Source organism: Corynebacterium limaceinasi, from assembly GCF_046717465.1.
In the GTDB taxonomy this organism is placed as follows: Bacteria; Actinomycetota; Actinomycetes; order Mycobacteriales; family Mycobacteriaceae; genus Corynebacterium.
Genome location: NZ_CP177100.1, coordinates 1235699 through 1253202 on the forward strand (window position 1 = coordinate 1235699; position 17504 = coordinate 1253202).

Consider the following 17504-nt stretch of genomic DNA (forward strand, 5'->3'; position numbering starts at 1 on the left):
TAATTAGAGGAGAATTTTATGACTACACCTGGAATAACCGGGCCCGCCGGATTTAGCGCCGGCGCCGTGAAGGCCGGAATCAAGCCCTCTGGCAAGTCGGACTTGGCATTGATTATCAATGAAGGCCCGCGCTCGGACGCCGCGGCAGTGTTCACGCGCAATCGCGTGGTGGCGTCCCCCGTTAAGGTCTCCCGCGAGGCCGTAGCGGATGGCCAGCTGCGCGCCGTAGTCATCAACTCCGGCAATGCCAATGCGTGCAACGGCGCGCAAGGCGACGTCGATGCACGCGCAATGGTCGATGCCGTATCCCATGGCACGGATATCGCCGTGAAGGATATTGCCATTTGTTCTACCGGGCTCATCGGCGAGCCGCTGCCTATGGACAATGCGCTTGCGGGCATCGCGGACGTAGTCAATCACGTGGGCACGACCCCACAGCACGGCAATGACGCCGCCACTGCGATTATGACCACGGATACCGTTCCTAAGGAATCTGTTTATACGGGTGATGGTTGGTCCGTGGGCGCTATGGGCAAGGGCGTTGGCATGATGGCGCCGTCGCTTGCCACGATGTTGGTCTGCATTACTACCGATGCCGTCGCTGACGCAGCGGTCCTGCAAAGCTCGCTGGAGAAGGCCTGCGCACAGACGTTTAATACCTTGGATGTGGACGGTTCGACCTCTACCAATGACACCGTGATCGTCATGTCTTCCGGGGCCTCCGGCGTCCAGCCCAGCGAAGAGGAGTTGGATCAGGCAATCCTTGAGGTCTGCGCGGATATTGCGGATCAGCTCCAGGCCGATGCTGAGGGAGTGACAAAGCGCGTAAAGATCACCGTCGAAGGCACGGGCTCTGATGAGCAGGCGCTTAATGCCGCTCGCACCCTGGGGCGGGATAACTTATTCAAGTGCGCCATGTTCGGTTCCGATCCCAACTGGGGCAGGGTACTGGCCGCCGTCGGCATGGCGGATGCGGACATGGATCCGGACAATATCTCCGTCTACTTCAATGACCAGCCGGTATGCGTGCACTCGACGGGCGCGCCCGGAGCCCGCGATGTGGACTTGAGCGGGGCGGATATCGATGTCCGCGTGGATCTCGGCACCGGCGGTGAGGGAACGGCGTTCGTCTACACTACGGACCTGTCCTACTCCTACGTTGAGATCAACTCGGCGTATAGCTCCTAGGAGGAGAAATGTTTCCCGGATTAAATAATCAGGAACGCGCTACGGTGCTGGCTGAAGCCCTGCCATGGCTGCAGCACTTCCGCGATAAAATCGTCGTCGTCAAGTATGGCGGCAACGCCATGGTGGATGAGGAACTCAAGGAAGCCTTTGCGGCGGATATGGTGTTTCTGCGCACCATCGGGGCAAAGCCCGTCGTCGTCCACGGTGGTGGCCCGCAGATCAATTCCATGCTGGATAAGCTCGGCATAGAAGGAGAATTTAAGGGCGGTTTCCGCGTCACCTCACCCGAAATCATGGACGTGGTGCGCATGGTCCTTTTTGGTCAAGTCGGCCGCGGACTGGTGAACCTCATCAACTCGCACGGGCCATACGCCGTGGGCACAAGCGGTGAAGACGCAGGTCTCTTCCGCGCCACCAAGCGCTTTGTGGACGTAGAAGGAGAGGCAACCGATATCGGCATGGTGGGCGATATCGTGGAGGTCAACCCGGCAGCCGTCAATGACATCATCGAGGCCGGCCGCATCCCGGTGGTCTCTACCATCGCGCCAGGATCTGATGGCGAGGTGTATAACATCAACGCCGATAGCGCCGCGGGTGCGCTAGCGAGTGCACTGGGAGCAGAACGCCTGGTCATTTTGACCAACGTGGAAGGCCTTTATACCGACTGGCCAAATAAAGATTCCCTAGTGTCCAAAATCGAAAGCGATGAACTTACCGGACTGCTTCCCGGCCTGAGCTCCGGCATGATTCCCAAGATGGAATCCTGCCTCAACGCCGTGCAGGGCGGGGTTTCCGCGGCGCACGTCATCGATGGACGAATAGGCCATTCCGTGCTCCTTGAGCTTTTAACCCCGGGCGGCATTGGAACGATGGTCCTGCCCGATGATTACGAAAAACATGATTATCCCGAAGGCACAGTGTTTAGGAAGGACGATATCGCATGAGCATGCAAGAAACACTAACCGGCCGGTGGTCAGAAACGCTGGCCAATACCTATGGCCAGCCACCGCTAGGCTTGGTGTCCGGGGAGGGCGCCACCCTTACTGATGAAAACGGGAAAACCTACATTGACCTGCTGGCGGGTATCGCCGTTACTTCCTTGGGTTATGGCAATGCGGAGGTAGCAGATGCTGTTGCCAAGCAAAGCCGCGCCCTTGTGCATACCTCCAATCTTTTTGCCACCCAACCCGTGCTAGACGCCGGGGCAAAGCTGATTGAACGGGTGGGCGATAGCGAGGCGCGCGTATTTTTCTGCAACTCCGGATCGGAGGCAAACGAGGCGGCATTCAAACTCGCACGGCTGACCGGTAAGCGGCGCATCCTTGCTGCACACCATGGTTTTCACGGCCGCACGATGGGCTCTTTGGCCATGACTGGGCAGCCCGATAAACAAAAGGCATTCCGCCCACTGCCTAGTGGCGTGGAATTTTACCCCTACGGCGATATCGACTACCTGCGCCAGTTGGTGGAGCAAGATGCCGCGGATACCGCCGCCATAATCTTCGAGCCAATTCAGGGCGAGACCGGGGTCATCCCAGCTCCCGCCGGTTTTATGCGCGCCGTTTCTGATTTATGCGATGAACACGGTATTTTGCTCATCGTCGATGAGGTTCAGGCCGGAGCTGGGCGCACGGGGCAATTCTTTGCCCACGAGCTCGAAGATATTTCCCCCGATGTCATCACCATGGCCAAGGGGTTGGGTGCCGGATTGCCCATCGGCGCCACCATCACCCGCGGTCGCGCCAAGGACTTATTCCAGCCAGGTTCCCATGGGACCACCTTTGGCGGAAACCCCGTGGCGTGTGCGGCGGCCAATGTTGTACTCGATGCCCTCGATGAGAAGTTTTTGAATGATGTCTCCGCAAAGGGCGAGTATTTAACGCAGCAAGTCAAAAAGATTTCCGGGGTCAGCAATGTGCGCGGCCGCGGTCTTATGCTAGGTGTTGTATTAAATGCACCGGTGGCTCGCGAGGCCGTCAAGCGTGGATTTGAGCAGGGGATTATCCTCAATGCCCCGAGCGAGAAGATCCTGCGCCTTACCCCGCCACTGGTCATTTCCCAGCAGGAAATCGATACTGCCTTGGAAAAGCTACGCACCGTTGTGGAGGAATTAGTATGAGCTTGCGCCATTTCTTAGCCGATGATGACCTTAGCCCAGAGGAACAAAAAGAAGTCCTCGATCTCGCGGTTAAACTCAAGGCCGATCCGTTCGCGCGTCGCCCGTTGGAAGGCCCAAAGACGGTAGCCGTCCTTTTTGATAAGACGTCTACGCGCACCCGCTTTTCTTTTGAAACTGGAATCGCGCACATGGGCGGCAGCGCCATTACCGTTGACTCTTCGGGCACGCAGATGGGCAAGGGCGAGTCCTACCAGGATACGGCCGCGGTCCTGTCCCGTTACGTGGAGGCCATCGTCTGGCGTACCTATGCCCACGACAACCTGGAACAGATGGCGGAGACATCGACGGTTCCGCTGGTCAATGCGCTTTCCGATGACCTGCATCCCTGCCAAATCCTGGCTGATCTTCTAACCTGCCGGGAGAACTTTGGCGATCTTGCTGGCCGCAAGGCGGTCTATCTTGGGGATGGCAATAATAATATGGCCAATTCTTATATGATTGGCTTTGCTACCGCAGGCATGGATATTTCCATCGTGTCGCCGGAAGGGTTCCAGCCCCGTCCCGAATTTGTCGAGCGAGCACGGCGGCGCGGCAATGTGACGGTGACCGATGATGTGGAAGAAGTTTCCGGCGCTGATGTGGTAATAACGGATACCTGGGTATCTATGGGACAGGAAAACGATGGCCAGGACAGGCGCACCCCGTTCTTGCCATATCAGGTCTCTAAAGACGTGATGGCTAAGGCAAAGCAAGACGCGATTTTCTTGCACTGCCTGCCGGCCTATCGTGGGAATGAGGTGACCGAAGAGGTTATCGACGGACCGCAGTCCCGGGTTTTTGATGAGGCGGAAAACCGCCTGCACGCCCAAAAGGCACTATTGGTGTGGTTGCTTGATATCAATAAGGAGAACAACTAGGTCATGAGCACTCCGAGCACTCGAACTGCCCGGCAGGCAAAGATTTTGGAAATCCTGGACCGCAATCGCGTCACGAGCCAGGTGCAATTATCGGAGCTTTTGTTGGCAGAAGGCATCGATATTACGCAGGCCACGCTGTCGCGGGATCTTGATGAGCTGGGAGCGAAGAAGGTCAAGCGAGACGGTGGGCGCTCGTACTATATGGTCGCCGGCGAGCTGGAGCAATTCGAAGACCAGGTTGGCGGACCGCGCGAGAAGCTGCGGCGCATGTTGGATGAATTGGTGGTCTCTCACGATTCCTCGATGAATATTGCAATGCTGCGCACGCCAGCGGGCGCGGCGCAATACCTCGCCAGCTTTATCGACCGCGTGGGTCTGCACGACGTGGTGGGGTGCATCGCTGGTGATGACACCATTTTTGTGCTGGCGCGCGAGGGAGTTACCGGCGCAGAATTGGCGGAGACGCTGACCTCGCAGAGGATTTAATAAATGGTGGCATTCTCGCAACCGATCGTATATTATGTAACTAACCGAATTGTTTTCAATTAATTAAGGAGTCTTAGCATGTCTGCACGCGTAGTCTTGGCCTATTCCGGTGGCCTCGATACCTCGGTAGCCATTCCATACCTGGCAAAAATGACCGGCGGCGATGTCGTTGCCGTCTCCCTTGACTTGGGCCAGGGCGGCGAGGACATGGAGTCCGTACGCCAGCGCGCACTCGATTGCGGCGCGGTGGAGTCCATCGTTATCGATGCCAAAGATGAGTTTGCGGAGCAATACTGCGTGCCCACCATCAAGGCGAATGGCATGTATATGAAGCAGTACCCGCTGGTATCTGCCATTTCCCGCCCGCTTATTACCAAGCACCTCGTGAAGGCCGCGCAGGAGCACGGCGGGACGCACGTCTCCCACGGTTGTACCGGTAAGGGCAATGACCAGGTGCGCTTTGAGGTTTCTTTCCGCGCCCAGGATCCATCGCTAGAGATTGTGGCCCCAGCACGCGATTATGCATGGACTCGCGATAAGGCCATCGATTTTGCAGAAGAGATTAACCTGCCCATTGAGCAGTCGGCGGCCTCGCCATTTTCCATCGACCAGAACCTGTGGGGCCGTGCGGTAGAAACCGGCTTCCTTGAGGATCTGTGGAACCCACCGACAAAGGATCTCTACGCATATACGGAAGATCCGGGCCTGGGCAATGCTCCGGATGAGATCATCATTTCCTTTGAGAAGGGTGTTCCGGTTGCTGTCGATGGCAAGAAGCTGACCCCGCTGCAGGTCATCGAAGAGGTCAACCGCCGCGCCGGCGCCCAGGGCATCGGCCGCCTAGACATGGTAGAGGACCGGTTGGTGGGCATTAAGTCCCGCGAGGTCTACGAGGCACCGGGTGCCATGGTGCTCATCCAGGCCCACGAGGCGCTGGAGGATGTCACCGTGGAGCGCGAGCTCGCGCGCTACAAGCGCCTGACGGATGCACGGTGGTCCGAAGAGGTCTACGACGGCCTGTGGCACTCGCCGCTCAAGCGCTCCCTGGACGCCTTCATCGAGGAGTCCCAGGAGAATGTCACTGGCGATATCCGCCTGAGCCTGCACGCAGGTACCGCGACCGTGACCGGCCGCCGCTCTGGCCAGTCGCTGTACTCCTTCGATTTGGCTACCTACGACACCGGCGATGCCTTCGACCAGACCGCTGCAAAGGGCTTTGTCCAGTTGCACGGCTTGTCCACCCAGATTTCCAACCAGCGTGACCGCGAGGGTGGTTTCCCCACCAGCGCAGAGAAATAGGCACCGATGGAACCACACAAGACTAACGAAGGCGCGCTCTGGGGCGGCCGATTCTCCGGCGGCCCTTCCGAGGCGATGTTCGCCCTCTCGGTTTCCACCCATTTTGACTGGGTGCTTGCCCCTTACGACGTGTTTGCCTCGAAGGCGCATGCCAAGGTGCTGCACAAGGCAGGGCTGCTTTCCGATGCCAACCTCGACACCATGCTTTCCGGGCTCACCGAGCTCGGGGAGAGGGTAGCTTCGGGCGAATTTGTCCCAGCACCCACCGATGAAGACGTGCACGGCGCCATGGAGCGCGGCCTTATCGACATCGTCGGTCCCGAGGTGGGCGGCCGCCTGCGCGCGGGACGTTCCCGCAATGACCAGGTCGCCACGCTCTTTCGCATGTGGGTGCGCGATGCCATCCGCGATACGGCAGTGCAGGTCTCCGAGCTTGTCGATGCCCTAGCGGATCAAGCCGCCGCGCACCCCGAGGCCATCATGCCGGGTAAAACGCACTCCCAAGCCGCGCAGCCCATCTTGCTTGCGCACGAGCTGCTGGGCCACGCTCAGCCGCTGTTGCGCGATATTCAGCGACTGCAGGACTTGGATAAGCGGCTAGCCGTATCTCCATATGGTTCGGGTGCACTCGCAGGTTCCTCCCTGCAGCTCGATCCAGAGGCCATCGCCGCGGAACTCGGCTTTGATTCAGCCGCGGAGAACTCCTTGGATGGCACCGCTTCTCGCGATTTCGCTTCGGAGACGGCCTTTGTCTTGGCACAGATCGCCGTTGACATGTCCCGGCTGGCAGAAGAGATCATTTACTGGTGCACCCCGGAATACGGCTACGTCACCTTGGACGATGCATGGTCCACGGGCTCATCCATCATGCCGCAGAAGAAGAACCCGGATATCCCGGAACTTACCCGCGGCAAGACTGGGCGCCTGATTGGCAATCTCACCGGGTTGTTGTCCACGCTCAAGGCACAGCCGCTGGCTTATAACCGCGACCTGCAAGAGGACAAAGAACCCATCGTGGACTCGGTGGCACAGCTCAACCTATTGTTGCCATCGATGACCGGGCTCGTGTCCACCTTGTCCTTTAATGAAGACAGGATGCGCGAGTTGGCGCCACGCGGATTCACCTTGGCCACCGACTTGGCCGAGTGGATGGTGCGCCAAGGCGTGCCCTTCCGCGAAGCACACGAAGCTTCCGGCGCGTGCGTACGCATCGCCGAAGAGCGGGGAGTGGACCTGGTGGATCTCACTGATGAGGAACTCATGGGCGTCGACAAGCGGCTGACCCCAGAGGTGCGTGAGGTCCTCACCATTGACGGTGCGGTCGCTTCCCGCACAACTAAGGGCGGAACCGCCGGGGTCCGCGTTGCTGAACAGCGCGAAACCGTCCGCGAACATGCCGCCGCAGCGCGCAAGTGGGCTACCGAACCGGTGCGCACGCAGAACTAGAAGGGCGACCGATAGGGGTCCTTTGGCTCATCTGGAAGATAAAAATGCCCTCATCAATGAGAGGAAGGGATTCCATGAGACGTTGCGGGCTGGCTCTTTATGCCGCCTGCAACGTTGTGCAGCTTAATGTCACGCTGTTCGGCTTCCTCGGCGAAGGCCGAGATGAAAGTGGCAGATCGCTTGCCGGAGGCGCAGTATACCCAGGCGTCGCTAAGCCCCTCGGACTGCAGGGAATCGAGCAGGGAGCGCACTATCCCTGGATCTTCCTGCCACTCGGACGTTGGTAAGTGGTAATGCTTCGCGGTGGCGTCAAAAAAGAAATCATCGATGGCAGCTTCCCCGGCTTCGCGTACGTCGATAGCCGCGGCGCCTTCGCGCAGATCGTCGAACATCGCGGCGGCAACTTCGGCCCCCAGCACGGTACAGGCAGCGTCACCGTAGTCTTTTTGCAGCTGTGTGGTTAGCTCACGTGCTGGGTCGTGGGGCACGCGGAAGTGAGTGATGGAGGAACTCAGGGCATCGTAGATGCTCAACAAACCTACCCGGTCGCGGTTCATGCCGGTGGCGAACTGAATCAGCTCGGTGGACATCAGGCCCGCGACCACGCTGGTGGTTACGCCCAGCACGCCGGCGGTGGCGCAATCCGGCACGGAATCGGGATCGGGTTGCAGAGGATAGAGATCGCGCATGCCCACGCCCGATTCGGCACCGGGTCCAGACCACCACACTGCGCAGTCACCGCGAAATCGCAGCACCGAACCCCATACCAGCGGGGTGCCGGTGATCTCCGCAGCATCGGCGGCTAGGAACTTGGTGGCAAACGTATCGGAACCATCCACCAGGATGTCCACTCCACGGAGGTAGTCCAACGCATTGTCCGCGGTGAGCCGGTCGCGAATCGCATGCACGACGATGCCTGGCTGTAGCTGTTCGAGCTTTTCGGCGGCGATCTCCACCTTGGATCTACCCACATCCTCGGCGCCGAACAGGATCTGGCGGTGGATATTGGTGAGATCCACCGTGTCGCCGTCGATAACAGAAATCTCGCCCACACCGGCGGCAGCCAGTTGCTGCATCAGGGGACATCCCAATCCGCCAGCGCCGATGACGAATACGTGGGTGCCGTGCAGCGCTTCCTGCTGGGCGATGCCAAAGCCGGGCAGCAGGGTTTGACGGGCCACTCTATGCAGCTCATCGTGGGGCAGTTGGCTCATTACAGGACCTTATCTTCCCAGCTAGCCAAACCTTCAAACGAGGACGAGGCCACGGCGTGCTGCCTTTTCGGAATGCGACCAGCTTGGCGGGCCAACCGGCCGCCTTCCACGGCGTATTTCATTGCAGAGGCCATCGCCAGGGGATCCTGGCAGCGGTTAATGGCACTGGCTAAAAGTACCCCATCGCAGCCCAGCTCCATGGCCAGCGCCGCATCGGAGGCCGTGCCCACACCGGCATCCAGCAGCACGGGAACCTGGGCGCGCGAACAAATCAGCTCAATATTGTGCGGGTTCAGGATGCCCAGACCTGTACCAATCGGCGAGCCCAAAGGCATCACCGCATCCACGCCCACGTCTTCTAGCCGCTTGGCGATGACCGGATCGTCACTCGTGTATGCCAGCACCACGAATCCTTCAGCAACCAGCATCTCGCAAGCATCCACGAGCTCCACCACGTCGGGCAAAAGCGTACGGTCATCAGCGATCACCTCTACCTTCACCCAATTGGTGCCCAGCGCCTCGCGGGCTAACTTGGCGGTGGTTACGGCATCGCGGGCGGTGCGGCATCCCGCAGTGTTGGGCAGCACGTCAATGTTTAACCGCTGTAAGAGCTCGAAGATGGACTCGCCACCGGGACTCTTAGCGCTGTGCCGACGCATGGCGACGGTGGTGAGCTGCGTACCGCTGGCAACCAGGGATTGCTCCAGCATGTCCTGGCTGCTGGCCCCGCCGGTTCCCATTACTAGGTGCGAATCGAATTGTTTGTCTGCAATAGTAAGCATAGGAGATTCCTACCCGCCCTGTACCGCGATGAGGACATCCAATTGGTCGCCGTCGGTAACCTCATGAGACCAGTTGCTGGCGGGGATCACATCGCCATTAATGGCCACGGCCACGCCCTTTGGCGAGGCATCGCCAGTCTCTGCTTCTACGATGGCGCTCACGGTGATCGGCCCATCGCTGTGGCGGGGCTCGCCATTAAGTGTGTAGTCCATGGTGCTTATTCCTTTCTTGTGAGGCTATTCTTGTGAGGCTATCGGGCGTGGCGTAGCGGATCGCAGGCCGAGATGTCCATCCTCGGGGACGTGCCCATTCCCAACTGGGCACCCACCTTAGCTCCCAGGGCGGACAGGAGGATTCCGTGGCGGAAGTAGCCGGTGGAAACCACTAGCCCGTCGCGTACTTTGCCCAGGTAGGGCAAATCATCGGGGGTGCCAGGCCGGGCTCCAACGATAGCCTCGATGAACTCGCAGTCCTCCAGCCCCGGCACCACGCGGATAGCATCGCGAAGGAGCGTGTGCACACCGTCCACGGACGGGCCCTTGCGGTTGTCCTCGCGGCTGGTGGCACCGATAGCGATGGTGCTGTCGGTGCGGGGGATAACATACACCGGCCGATCCTCCACGAATGCGCGCACCACTCGGGTGATTGGCGCTAGCTCTTCTGGTACCCGCAGCCTTAGCATGTCACCCAACACCGGCCGTAGCGCTAGGGGATTGGCGCCCTCGAACCAGCCATCCACGTCTTTGGCGCCCAGACCGTTGCAGAGGTAGATCATGTCGGCGGTGACCAGCTGGGCATCGGCAAGCAGCACAGTGTGCCCGTCGATGCGCGTTGCCGCCGTAGCCACGAAGCGAACCCCGGCGTGCTGCAGGTATTCCAACAGGCACGCGCTGAACATGCGCGGGTTGATCTGGTGATCGCCCGGGATTTCCACTGCGGCGGCCAGCTGGGGGCTGAGCCCAGGCTCTAGCTTTCGGGCCTGCCGAAGTGGCAGCGCGTGGGCATCCATGCCGTGTTTCTGCTGTAGCGCCAGCAGTTCGCGGATGTGCACGCCATCGGCGCGGTCGGCGCCCACCACCAGGGTGGATTCACGGCGATGCCCCGTCGGAGCGGTCGTTTTCGCACTCAACCTGGTTAGCAAATCCGGGAACATCTCGCCTGAAGCAACCATCAGCGGGTACAACGGCTCTTGCCGGTATTGCACCTCCGCCACCGGAGCCAGCATGCCGCCGGCCACGAACGTGGCTCCGCTAATGGGGTGGGGATCGATCACCACGATTTCCCGTGGGTCGACACCCGCATCCACCAGCTCGAATGCGGTGCTAAGCCCGATGATTCCCGCGCCAATGATGGCGTGCTCGGCATTATTCATGTGAACCTGTGGCTGCATTCGCGCGGTCGAAAGCTCGGACAACCGTGGTCGCCAGCGCCGCCGGATCGTCGGAGTCCATAAATGCGCGCACAATCGCGACACCAGCCACACCGGTTTCCGCCAGCGCTTCGGCGTCGGTGGCTTGCACATCACCAATCGCCACCACCGGAACGGCCGAAGCCGCGACGAGCGGGGGATAGCCTTCCAATCCCAGCGGGGCTCGACCAGAGGATTTCGTGGGCGTGGGGCGGAACGGACCCGCACCGATGTAGTCGATCACATCGGCGTACTCGTTAGCACCCTGCACGAGCTCGAGGGTGCCGGTGGTCAACCCGATGATCGCATCCTCGCCAAGAATCTGCCGTGCCAGGCGCGGATCCAGGTCGTCCTGGCCGATGTGTACGCCGTGGATATTGTGCTTACACATTAGCGCGGCGGCCACGTCGACTCGGTCATCGATAAGCACCCGCGTTGCTGAATTGGCCTCTTCGACCGCCGCCGCCACGTCGATAGCAAGCGCGGTCAGATCGCGCACGCTAATGGGCTTACTGCGAACTTGAATCACGCCCGCGCCACCGGCTGCTGCCGCTGCGGCAACCTGTACGACCTTCTCCTGCGGTGCGCCCGTCACGTGGTAGCACCGCAGGTCCAGCTGGTTAGCGCTCACTGTACGCCGCTGCTTCCTTCTGCAGGTCCTCAGAAACTTCCTTGGCCTCGTCCCGGTTTAGGTAGAGCTTGGATCCTGCACGACGGAACTCCTCGGCCATTTCTTCTTCGCCCTCGGCATTAGTGAAGTGCTCTTCGTCCACACTCTGGCGGCCGAAGCCCGGCAAGCCGAGGTCCTTGACTAGCGATTGCTTTTGGTCGGTGGCCAGAGCCTCGTCGATCTTCTCGCCGAACGCGTCGCGGATATCCTGGCTGATGCGCATGGAGCAGAACTTCGGTCCGCACATCGAGCAGAAGTGGGCGGTCTTCGCCGGCTCCGCGGGCAGGGTTTCGTCGTGGTAGGACTGGGCGGTATCCGGGTCCAGGGACAGGGCGAACTGGTCGTGCCAACGGAATTCGAAGCGCGCCTTGCTCATCGCATCGTCCCACTCGTGGGCGCCAGGGTGGCCCTTGGCGACGTCCGCCGCGTGCGCGGAGACCTTGTACGTGATCACGCCGGTCTTCACGTCATCCTTGTTCGGCAGACCCAGGTGCTCCTTCGGGGTGACGTAGCACAGCATTGCGGTACCGCCCATGGCGATGTTGGCTGCACCGATGGCGGAGGTGATGTGGTCGTAGCCGGGGGCAATGTCGGTAACCAGCGGCCCCAGGGTGTAGAACGGAGCGCCGCCGCACCATTCCTGCTCCTTTTCGTTGTTGACCTGCACCATGTTCAGTGGCACGTGGCCCGGGCCTTCGACCATGACCTGAACGTCGTACTCCCAGGCGCGGTGGGTCAGCTCGCCGATGGTCTTTAGCTCTGCGAACTGGGCTGCGTCGTTGGCATCGGCGATCGAGCCGGGGCGCAGGCCATCGCCAAGCGAGAACGCGACATCGTACTTGGCGAAGATCTCGCACAGCTCGTCGAAGTTCTCGTACAGGAAGGATTCCTTGTGGTGGGCCAGGCACCAGCCGGCCATGATGGAACCGCCGCGGGAGACAATGCCGGTCACGCGCTTGGTGGTCAGCGGCACGAAGGGCAGGCGCACGCCGGCGTGGATCGTCATGTAATCCACGCCCTGCTCGCATTGCTCGATCACGGTATCGCGGAAGATTTCCCAGGTCAGATCCTCGGCCACGCCGTCGACCTTCTCGAGGGCCTGGTAGATCGGCACGGTACCGATCGGCACCGGAGAGTTACGCATGATCCACTCGCGGGTGGTGTGAATGTCGTTGCCCGTGGATAGATCCATTACGGTATCTGCGCCCCAGCGCGTAGCCCAGCGCAGCTTGTCTACCTCTTCGCGGATGGAGGAGGTCACGGCGGAGTTACCGATGTTGGCGTTGATTTTCGTGTTGAAGGCATTGCCGATGATCATCGGCTCGGATTCCGGGTGGTTGATGTTATTCGGGATGATCGCCTTGCCGGAAGCAACTTGCTCCCGCACCTTTTCTACATCGCAGTGTTCGCGCAGTGCGACGTATTCCATTTCCGGGGTGATAATACCCTGGCGTGCGTAGTGCATCTGGGTTACGCGCTTGCCGTCTTTGGCCCGCAGCGTCTCGCGGCTTATGCCCTTCCACTCGTCGCTGGCCTCGCCACGCTTGAGGGCGCGGTTACCGTCGTCCAACAGGTTGCGTCGACGCCCCTCGTAGGCCTCCACATCGCCGCGAGCTTCGATCCACTCGCTGCGCAGTGCCTCTAGCCCCTCGGTCGGCTCGGCCCACGGGCCACGGGTGCGGTAGAGCTTCTGCGGCGCGTTCGGTCCGGTCGGGGAATCGTCCAGCTGAACCTCGGTCTCCGGCACCTCAAGGGTGAAGGTCTTGCCGAAGGACTCCACCTGCTTTTCGATGGGGGCGAAGCTGTGCTTCGGGTGGATTTCCGCACCGTACTCGTCGTTCGGGATGGTGGTACGGGTGTGCTGGGCAGACGTATCCGTCATAGTTGACTCTCCTCATTCTTCCTTCGCTGGTTCTAACCAGGCAGGTTCTAGCGGTACTCGCGCAGGTGTACAGCGCGATCTCAGCTCGATACCTCGAGCGCCCGTGTTCGGTTGCGCCTTCCACTGTAACGCACAGCACGCGAGGGTGAAGATATGGGCTAGGGGATTGACCGAGGGGACATCGGCAAGCAACATCAGGGAGTCACTAAATAGGTTGTCTGGGGTACGGGTTAGACTAAGCAGCATGATCGATCAGAAGCTCCTAGAGATCCTCGTGTGCCCCATCGACAAGCAGCCGCTGGAGGATCACGGCGACTATTTGGTGAACCCAAGGCTGAACAAGGCCTATCCGGTGCAGGATGGTATTCCGGTCATGCTGGTCGACGAAGCCAAGGACTGGCCCATTAAGTAGAGCGACGCGCTCTGGAAAGAAAACACGTAATAGGCAACAAGGGAACACCTACGTATGAGCAACACCACGAACATCATCGATGAACTGCAATGGCGCGGGCTGATAAACCAGTCGACAGATCTAGAGGCATTGAAGGAAGCCGCAGAGAGCCCGATCAGCTTGTACTGCGGTTTCGACCCGACGGGAAGCTCGCTGCACGCTGGCCACCTCGTGCCGCTGATTATGCTGAAGCGCTTCCAACAATTCGGTCACCGTCCCATCGCGCTGGCCGGTGGCGCGACGGGAATGATCGGTGACCCACGCGATGTCGGAGAGCGATCCATGCTCTCGGAAGAGCAGATCGCAGAGAATATGCAGGCAATCAAGGACCAACTTGAGGCCTTCGTCGACTTCACTGAGGCGGGCGAGTCCGCAATCCCAGCAGTGATGGTGAACAATGCGGACTGGACTAGCCAGATCAACGTCATCGAGTACCTACGCGATATCGGTAAGAACTTCTCGCTGAATACCATGCTGGACCGCGATACGGTCAAGCGCCGCCTGGAATCCGACGGCATTTCCTACACCGAGTTTTCCTACATGCTGCTGCAGGCAAACGACTTTGTGCACCTGCACAAAGAGTACGATTGTGTGCTGCAAATTGGCGGTGGCGACCAGTGGGGAAACATCGTTTCCGGCGTCGATCTGAACCGTCGCGTGAATGGTGCGAAGGTCCATGGCCTGACGGTGCCGTTGGTGACAGATGCCGAGGGCAATAAGTTTGGCAAGTCCACCGGCGGCGGCAAACTGTGGCTGGATCCTCAGCTGACCAGCCCGTACTCCTGGTACCAGTACTTCATCAATGCTGGCGACGCGGTGGTTATCGATTACCTGCGTTGGTTTACCTTCCTCACCCAGGAGGAGATCGCAGAGCTGGCGCGCAAGGTAGAGGAGGAACCCCACAAACGTGAGGCGCAACGCGTATTGGCGCGGGAGATGACCACCTTGGTGCACGGCGAGCAGGCCACCGAAGCAGTGGAGCTGGCTTCCCAGGCGTTGTTTGGTAAGGCAGAGCTGCAGGATTTGGACGAGGCCACGTTGTCTTCCGCATTGCAGGAAACCGAGATTGCCGAGGTCGACCCAGCGGCCACGATTCTGGATCTGTTGGTTGAGGCGGGACTGGAAAAATCAAAGGGTGCTGCGCGCCGCACCGTGGGCGAGGGTGGCGCCTACGTGAATAACCAGCGCATCGAGGACATCGAGTGGTCGCCGAATTCCAACGATCTGCTGCACGGTTCGTGGCTGGTGCTGCGTAAGGGCAAGAAGCGCTTCGCCGGGGCACGGGTCGTGGATCCTTCCTAAGAGCGTCACCTTAGCTGTTGACTGATCCCTTGGTAATCGCGTTTTGCGTGTTTACCAGGGGATTTGTGTGTTTTTCGGGGTTGGGTGTAACTTTATCGAAGTCGCCGAGAGGTAGCCGGTTGGTTACTTTTGAGTGACTTTTTGTACTGACTTGGTTCGAGGATTTGACTTGGTTCAGGTTGTTGGGTAGGTTAGTACGAGCCGCCGATGAGAGGTTAACGTTTGGTTAATTTTCTTGTGGTGTGTGGATGTTGTTTGAGAACTCAATAGTGTGCCAATGTACTTATTTTTTATTTTTGTGTGCATGGTTGTGTGTTGATTGGTCTGTTGGCCAGCGAACCGAGTGTGGTTTGTTGGTTGGTGTGTGCCGGTAAGGTATGTGAAGCATGTACCTTTTTGAATACTGTTTAGTGTTTCGGCTGCATTGATGGATTGGTTGGCATGTGATTGTGTTCAACTTTTTGTCTCCCTTTTTTGCCCCGTCGGGTTGGGGAGGCAGTTTATTTTTTCTTGTAGTAATTTTTGGACGCCAGCATGAGCCTTTATTGGTTTGTGGTGGTTTGTTCTTTTGGTTAGGTTTGGGCTTTTCACGGCCTTGATTTTGGAATGTTGTTCTGAAATTTTTTCTTTTTGTGGAGAGTTTGATCCTGGCTCAGGACGAACGCTGGCGGCGTGCTTAACACATGCAAGTCGAACGGAAAGGCCCTGCTTGCAGGGTACTCGAGTGGCGAACGGGTGAGTAACACGTGGGTGATCTGCCCTGCACTTCGGGATAAGCTTGGGAAACTGGGTCTAATACCGGATAGGACCGCACTTTAGTGTGTGTGGTGGAAAGTTTTTTCGGTGTAGGATGAGCTCGCGGCCTATCAGCTTGTTGGTGGGGTAATGGCCTACCAAGGCGGCGACGGGTAGCCGGCCTGAGAGGGTGTACGGCCACATTGGGACTGAGATACGGCCCAGACTCCTACGGGAGGCAGCAGTGGGGAATATTGCACAATGGGCGCAAGCCTGATGCAGCGACGCCGCGTGGGGGATGAAGGCCTTCGGGTTGTAAACTCCTTTCGCTAGGGACGAAGCTTTGTGTGACGGTACCTAGATAAGAAGCACCGGCTAACTACGTGCCAGCAGCCGCGGTAATACGTAGGGTGCGAGCGTTGTCCGGAATTACTGGGCGTAAAGGGCTCGTAGGTGGTTTGTCGCGTCGTCTGTGAAATTCTGGGGCTTAACTCCGGGCGTGCAGGCGATACGGGCATAACTTGAGTGCTGTAGGGGTAACTGGAATTCCTGGTGTAGCGGTGAAATGCGCAGATATCAGGAGGAACACCGATGGCGAAGGCAGGTTACTGGGCAGTTACTGACGCTGAGGAGCGAAAGCATGGGTAGCGAACAGGATTAGATACCCTGGTAGTCCATGCCGTAAACGGTGGGCGCTAGGTGTGAGGGTCTTTCTACGACTTTCGTGCCGTAGCTAACGCATTAAGCGCCCCGCCTGGGGAGTACGGCCGCAAGGCTAAAACTCAAAGGAATTGACGGGGGCCCGCACAAGCGGCGGAGCATGTGGATTAATTCGATGCAACGCGAAGAACCTTACCTGGGCTTGACATACATCAGATCGCTGCAGAGATGTAGTTTCCCTTTGTGGTTGGTGTACAGGTGGTGCATGGTTGTCGTCAGCTCGTGTCGTGAGATGTTGGGTTAAGTCCCGCAACGAGCGCAACCCTTGTCTTATGTTGCCAGCATTTGGTTGGGGACTCATGAGAGACTGCCGGGGTTAACTCGGAGGAAGGTGGGGATGACGTCAAATCATCATGCCCCTTATGTCCAGGGCTTCACACATGCTACAATGGTCGGTACAATGCGCTGCGACACTGTGAGGTGGAGCGAATCGCTGAAAGCCGGTCTTAGTTCGGATTGGGGTCTGCAACTCGACCCCATGAAGTCGGAGTCGCTAGTAATCGCAGATCAGCAATGCTGCGGTGAATACGTTCCCGGGCCTTGTACACACCGCCCGTCACGTCATGAAAGTTGGTAACACCCGAAGCCGGTGGCCTAAACGTGTTAGGGAGCCGTCGAAGGTGGGATCGGCGATTGGGACGAAGTCGTAACAAGGTACCCGTACCGGAAGGTGCGGGTGGATCACCTCCTTTCTAAGGAGCTTTTTATTGGGCTGCAGTTGCAGCCAATGGCCCACTGTTTGTGGGTTGCCTACACAGTTTGTGTGGGTTGGTGGTTGAGTAGGCGAGTGTTCTGCTGCCACCGATTGTTTGGAAATTCCGGGTAGGAGACACACCTTAATCGACAGTATCAAGTGTTTGAATGGTGCTTTGTGGCATGCGTAA

The 17504-nt window shown here is 59.0% G+C and carries 15 protein-coding genes, 1 rRNA gene and 1 riboswitch; of the genes, 10 read left to right on the forward strand and 6 right to left on the reverse strand.

From position 1 onward, the window contains the following. The first annotated feature begins 18 nt into the window (after positions 1-18). The 7 genes from argJ (at position 19) to argH (ending at position 7455) form a co-directional block, all read left to right on the forward strand. Positions 19-1188 carry a bifunctional glutamate N-acetyltransferase/amino-acid acetyltransferase ArgJ gene (gene argJ, locus ACLI1Q_RS06075; protein ID WP_284849750.1) on the forward strand — a complete coding sequence of 390 codons (1170 nt, stop codon included), beginning with the start codon at positions 19-21 and terminating at the stop codon, positions 1186-1188. Positions 1189-1196: 8 nt separating this feature from the next. After that, a complete protein-coding gene (gene argB / locus ACLI1Q_RS06080; RefSeq protein WP_284772194.1) occupies positions 1197-2132 on the forward strand; it encodes an acetylglutamate kinase in 936 nt (311 codons plus the stop codon). Then, complete coding sequence (locus ACLI1Q_RS06085; protein WP_284772193.1) at positions 2129-3307, forward strand: acetylornithine transaminase; 1179 nt, start codon at positions 2129-2131, stop codon at positions 3305-3307. The genes argB and ACLI1Q_RS06085 overlap by 4 nt, the downstream gene beginning before the upstream one ends. Then, a complete protein-coding gene (gene argF, locus ACLI1Q_RS06090) occupies positions 3304-4224 on the forward strand; it encodes an ornithine carbamoyltransferase (RefSeq protein ID WP_284772192.1) in 921 nt (306 codons plus the stop codon). The genes ACLI1Q_RS06085 and argF overlap by 4 nt, the downstream gene beginning before the upstream one ends. Before the next feature lie 3 nt (positions 4225-4227). Continuing rightward, positions 4228-4710 (forward strand): arginine repressor, encoded by a 483-nt coding sequence (locus ACLI1Q_RS06095; protein WP_005282729.1) that lies wholly within the window; start codon positions 4228-4230, stop codon positions 4708-4710. Between the two features lie 78 nt (positions 4711-4788). Beyond that, positions 4789-6009 (forward strand): argininosuccinate synthase, encoded by a 1221-nt coding sequence (locus tag ACLI1Q_RS06100; RefSeq protein ID WP_284772191.1) that lies wholly within the window; start codon positions 4789-4791, stop codon positions 6007-6009. A 6-nt stretch (positions 6010-6015) separates the two neighbouring features. After that, complete coding sequence (argH, locus tag ACLI1Q_RS06105) at positions 6016-7455, forward strand: argininosuccinate lyase (protein ID WP_284772190.1); 1440 nt, start codon at positions 6016-6018, stop codon at positions 7453-7455. A gap of 53 nt (positions 7456-7508) precedes the next feature. Here argH and ACLI1Q_RS06110 read toward each other — a convergent pair whose 3' ends face one another. Genes ACLI1Q_RS06110 through thiC form a run of 6 tightly spaced genes read right to left on the reverse strand, consistent with a single transcriptional unit; the run spans position 7509 to position 13412 of the window. Continuing rightward, the gene (locus ACLI1Q_RS06110) at positions 7509-8669 is read right to left on the reverse strand and encodes a ThiF family adenylyltransferase (RefSeq protein ID WP_284849749.1); all 1161 of its coding nucleotides are present in this window, start codon (positions 8667-8669) and stop codon (positions 7509-7511) included. Beyond that, on the reverse strand, positions 8669-9451 hold the full coding sequence (locus tag ACLI1Q_RS06115) for a thiazole synthase (RefSeq protein WP_284772188.1): 783 nt from the start codon (positions 9449-9451) through the stop codon (positions 8669-8671). Before ACLI1Q_RS06115 ends, ACLI1Q_RS06110 begins: the two co-directional genes overlap by 1 nt. Positions 9452-9460: 9 nt before the next feature. Beyond that, a complete protein-coding gene (thiS, locus tag ACLI1Q_RS06120; RefSeq protein WP_284772187.1) occupies positions 9461-9664 on the reverse strand; it encodes a sulfur carrier protein ThiS in 204 nt (67 codons plus the stop codon). A gap of 38 nt (positions 9665-9702) precedes the next feature. Further along, positions 9703-10824 (reverse strand): glycine oxidase ThiO, encoded by a 1122-nt coding sequence (thiO, locus tag ACLI1Q_RS06125; RefSeq protein ID WP_284772186.1) that lies wholly within the window; start codon positions 10822-10824, stop codon positions 9703-9705. Next, a complete protein-coding gene (locus ACLI1Q_RS06130) occupies positions 10817-11491 on the reverse strand; it encodes a thiamine phosphate synthase (RefSeq protein ID WP_284772185.1) in 675 nt (224 codons plus the stop codon). The genes thiO and ACLI1Q_RS06130 overlap by 8 nt, the downstream gene beginning before the upstream one ends. Continuing rightward, positions 11481-13412: a phosphomethylpyrimidine synthase ThiC gene (gene thiC / locus ACLI1Q_RS06135; protein ID WP_284772184.1), complete on the reverse strand. Its 1932-nt coding sequence runs from the start codon at positions 13410-13412 to the stop codon at positions 11481-11483. Before thiC ends, ACLI1Q_RS06130 begins: the two co-directional genes overlap by 11 nt. A 1-nt stretch (position 13413) precedes the next feature. After that, a riboswitch (TPP riboswitch) is annotated at positions 13414-13527 on the reverse strand. Between the two features lie 129 nt (positions 13528-13656). Between thiC and ACLI1Q_RS06140 the strand changes: the two genes are divergently transcribed. The 3 genes from ACLI1Q_RS06140 to ACLI1Q_RS06150 all read left to right on the forward strand — a co-directional run bounded on the left by ACLI1Q_RS06140 (position 13657) and on the right by ACLI1Q_RS06150 (position 17312). Then, a complete protein-coding gene (locus tag ACLI1Q_RS06140) occupies positions 13657-13824 on the forward strand; it encodes a Trm112 family protein (RefSeq protein ID WP_023017904.1) in 168 nt (55 codons plus the stop codon). 54 nt (positions 13825-13878) lie between these two features. After that, on the forward strand, positions 13879-15165 hold the full coding sequence (gene tyrS, locus ACLI1Q_RS06145; RefSeq protein ID WP_284772183.1) for a tyrosine--tRNA ligase: 1287 nt from the start codon (positions 13879-13881) through the stop codon (positions 15163-15165). 629 nt (positions 15166-15794) lie between these two features. Continuing rightward, a 16S ribosomal RNA gene (locus ACLI1Q_RS06150) occupies positions 15795-17312 on the forward strand. Positions 17313-17504 lie beyond the last annotated feature (192 nt).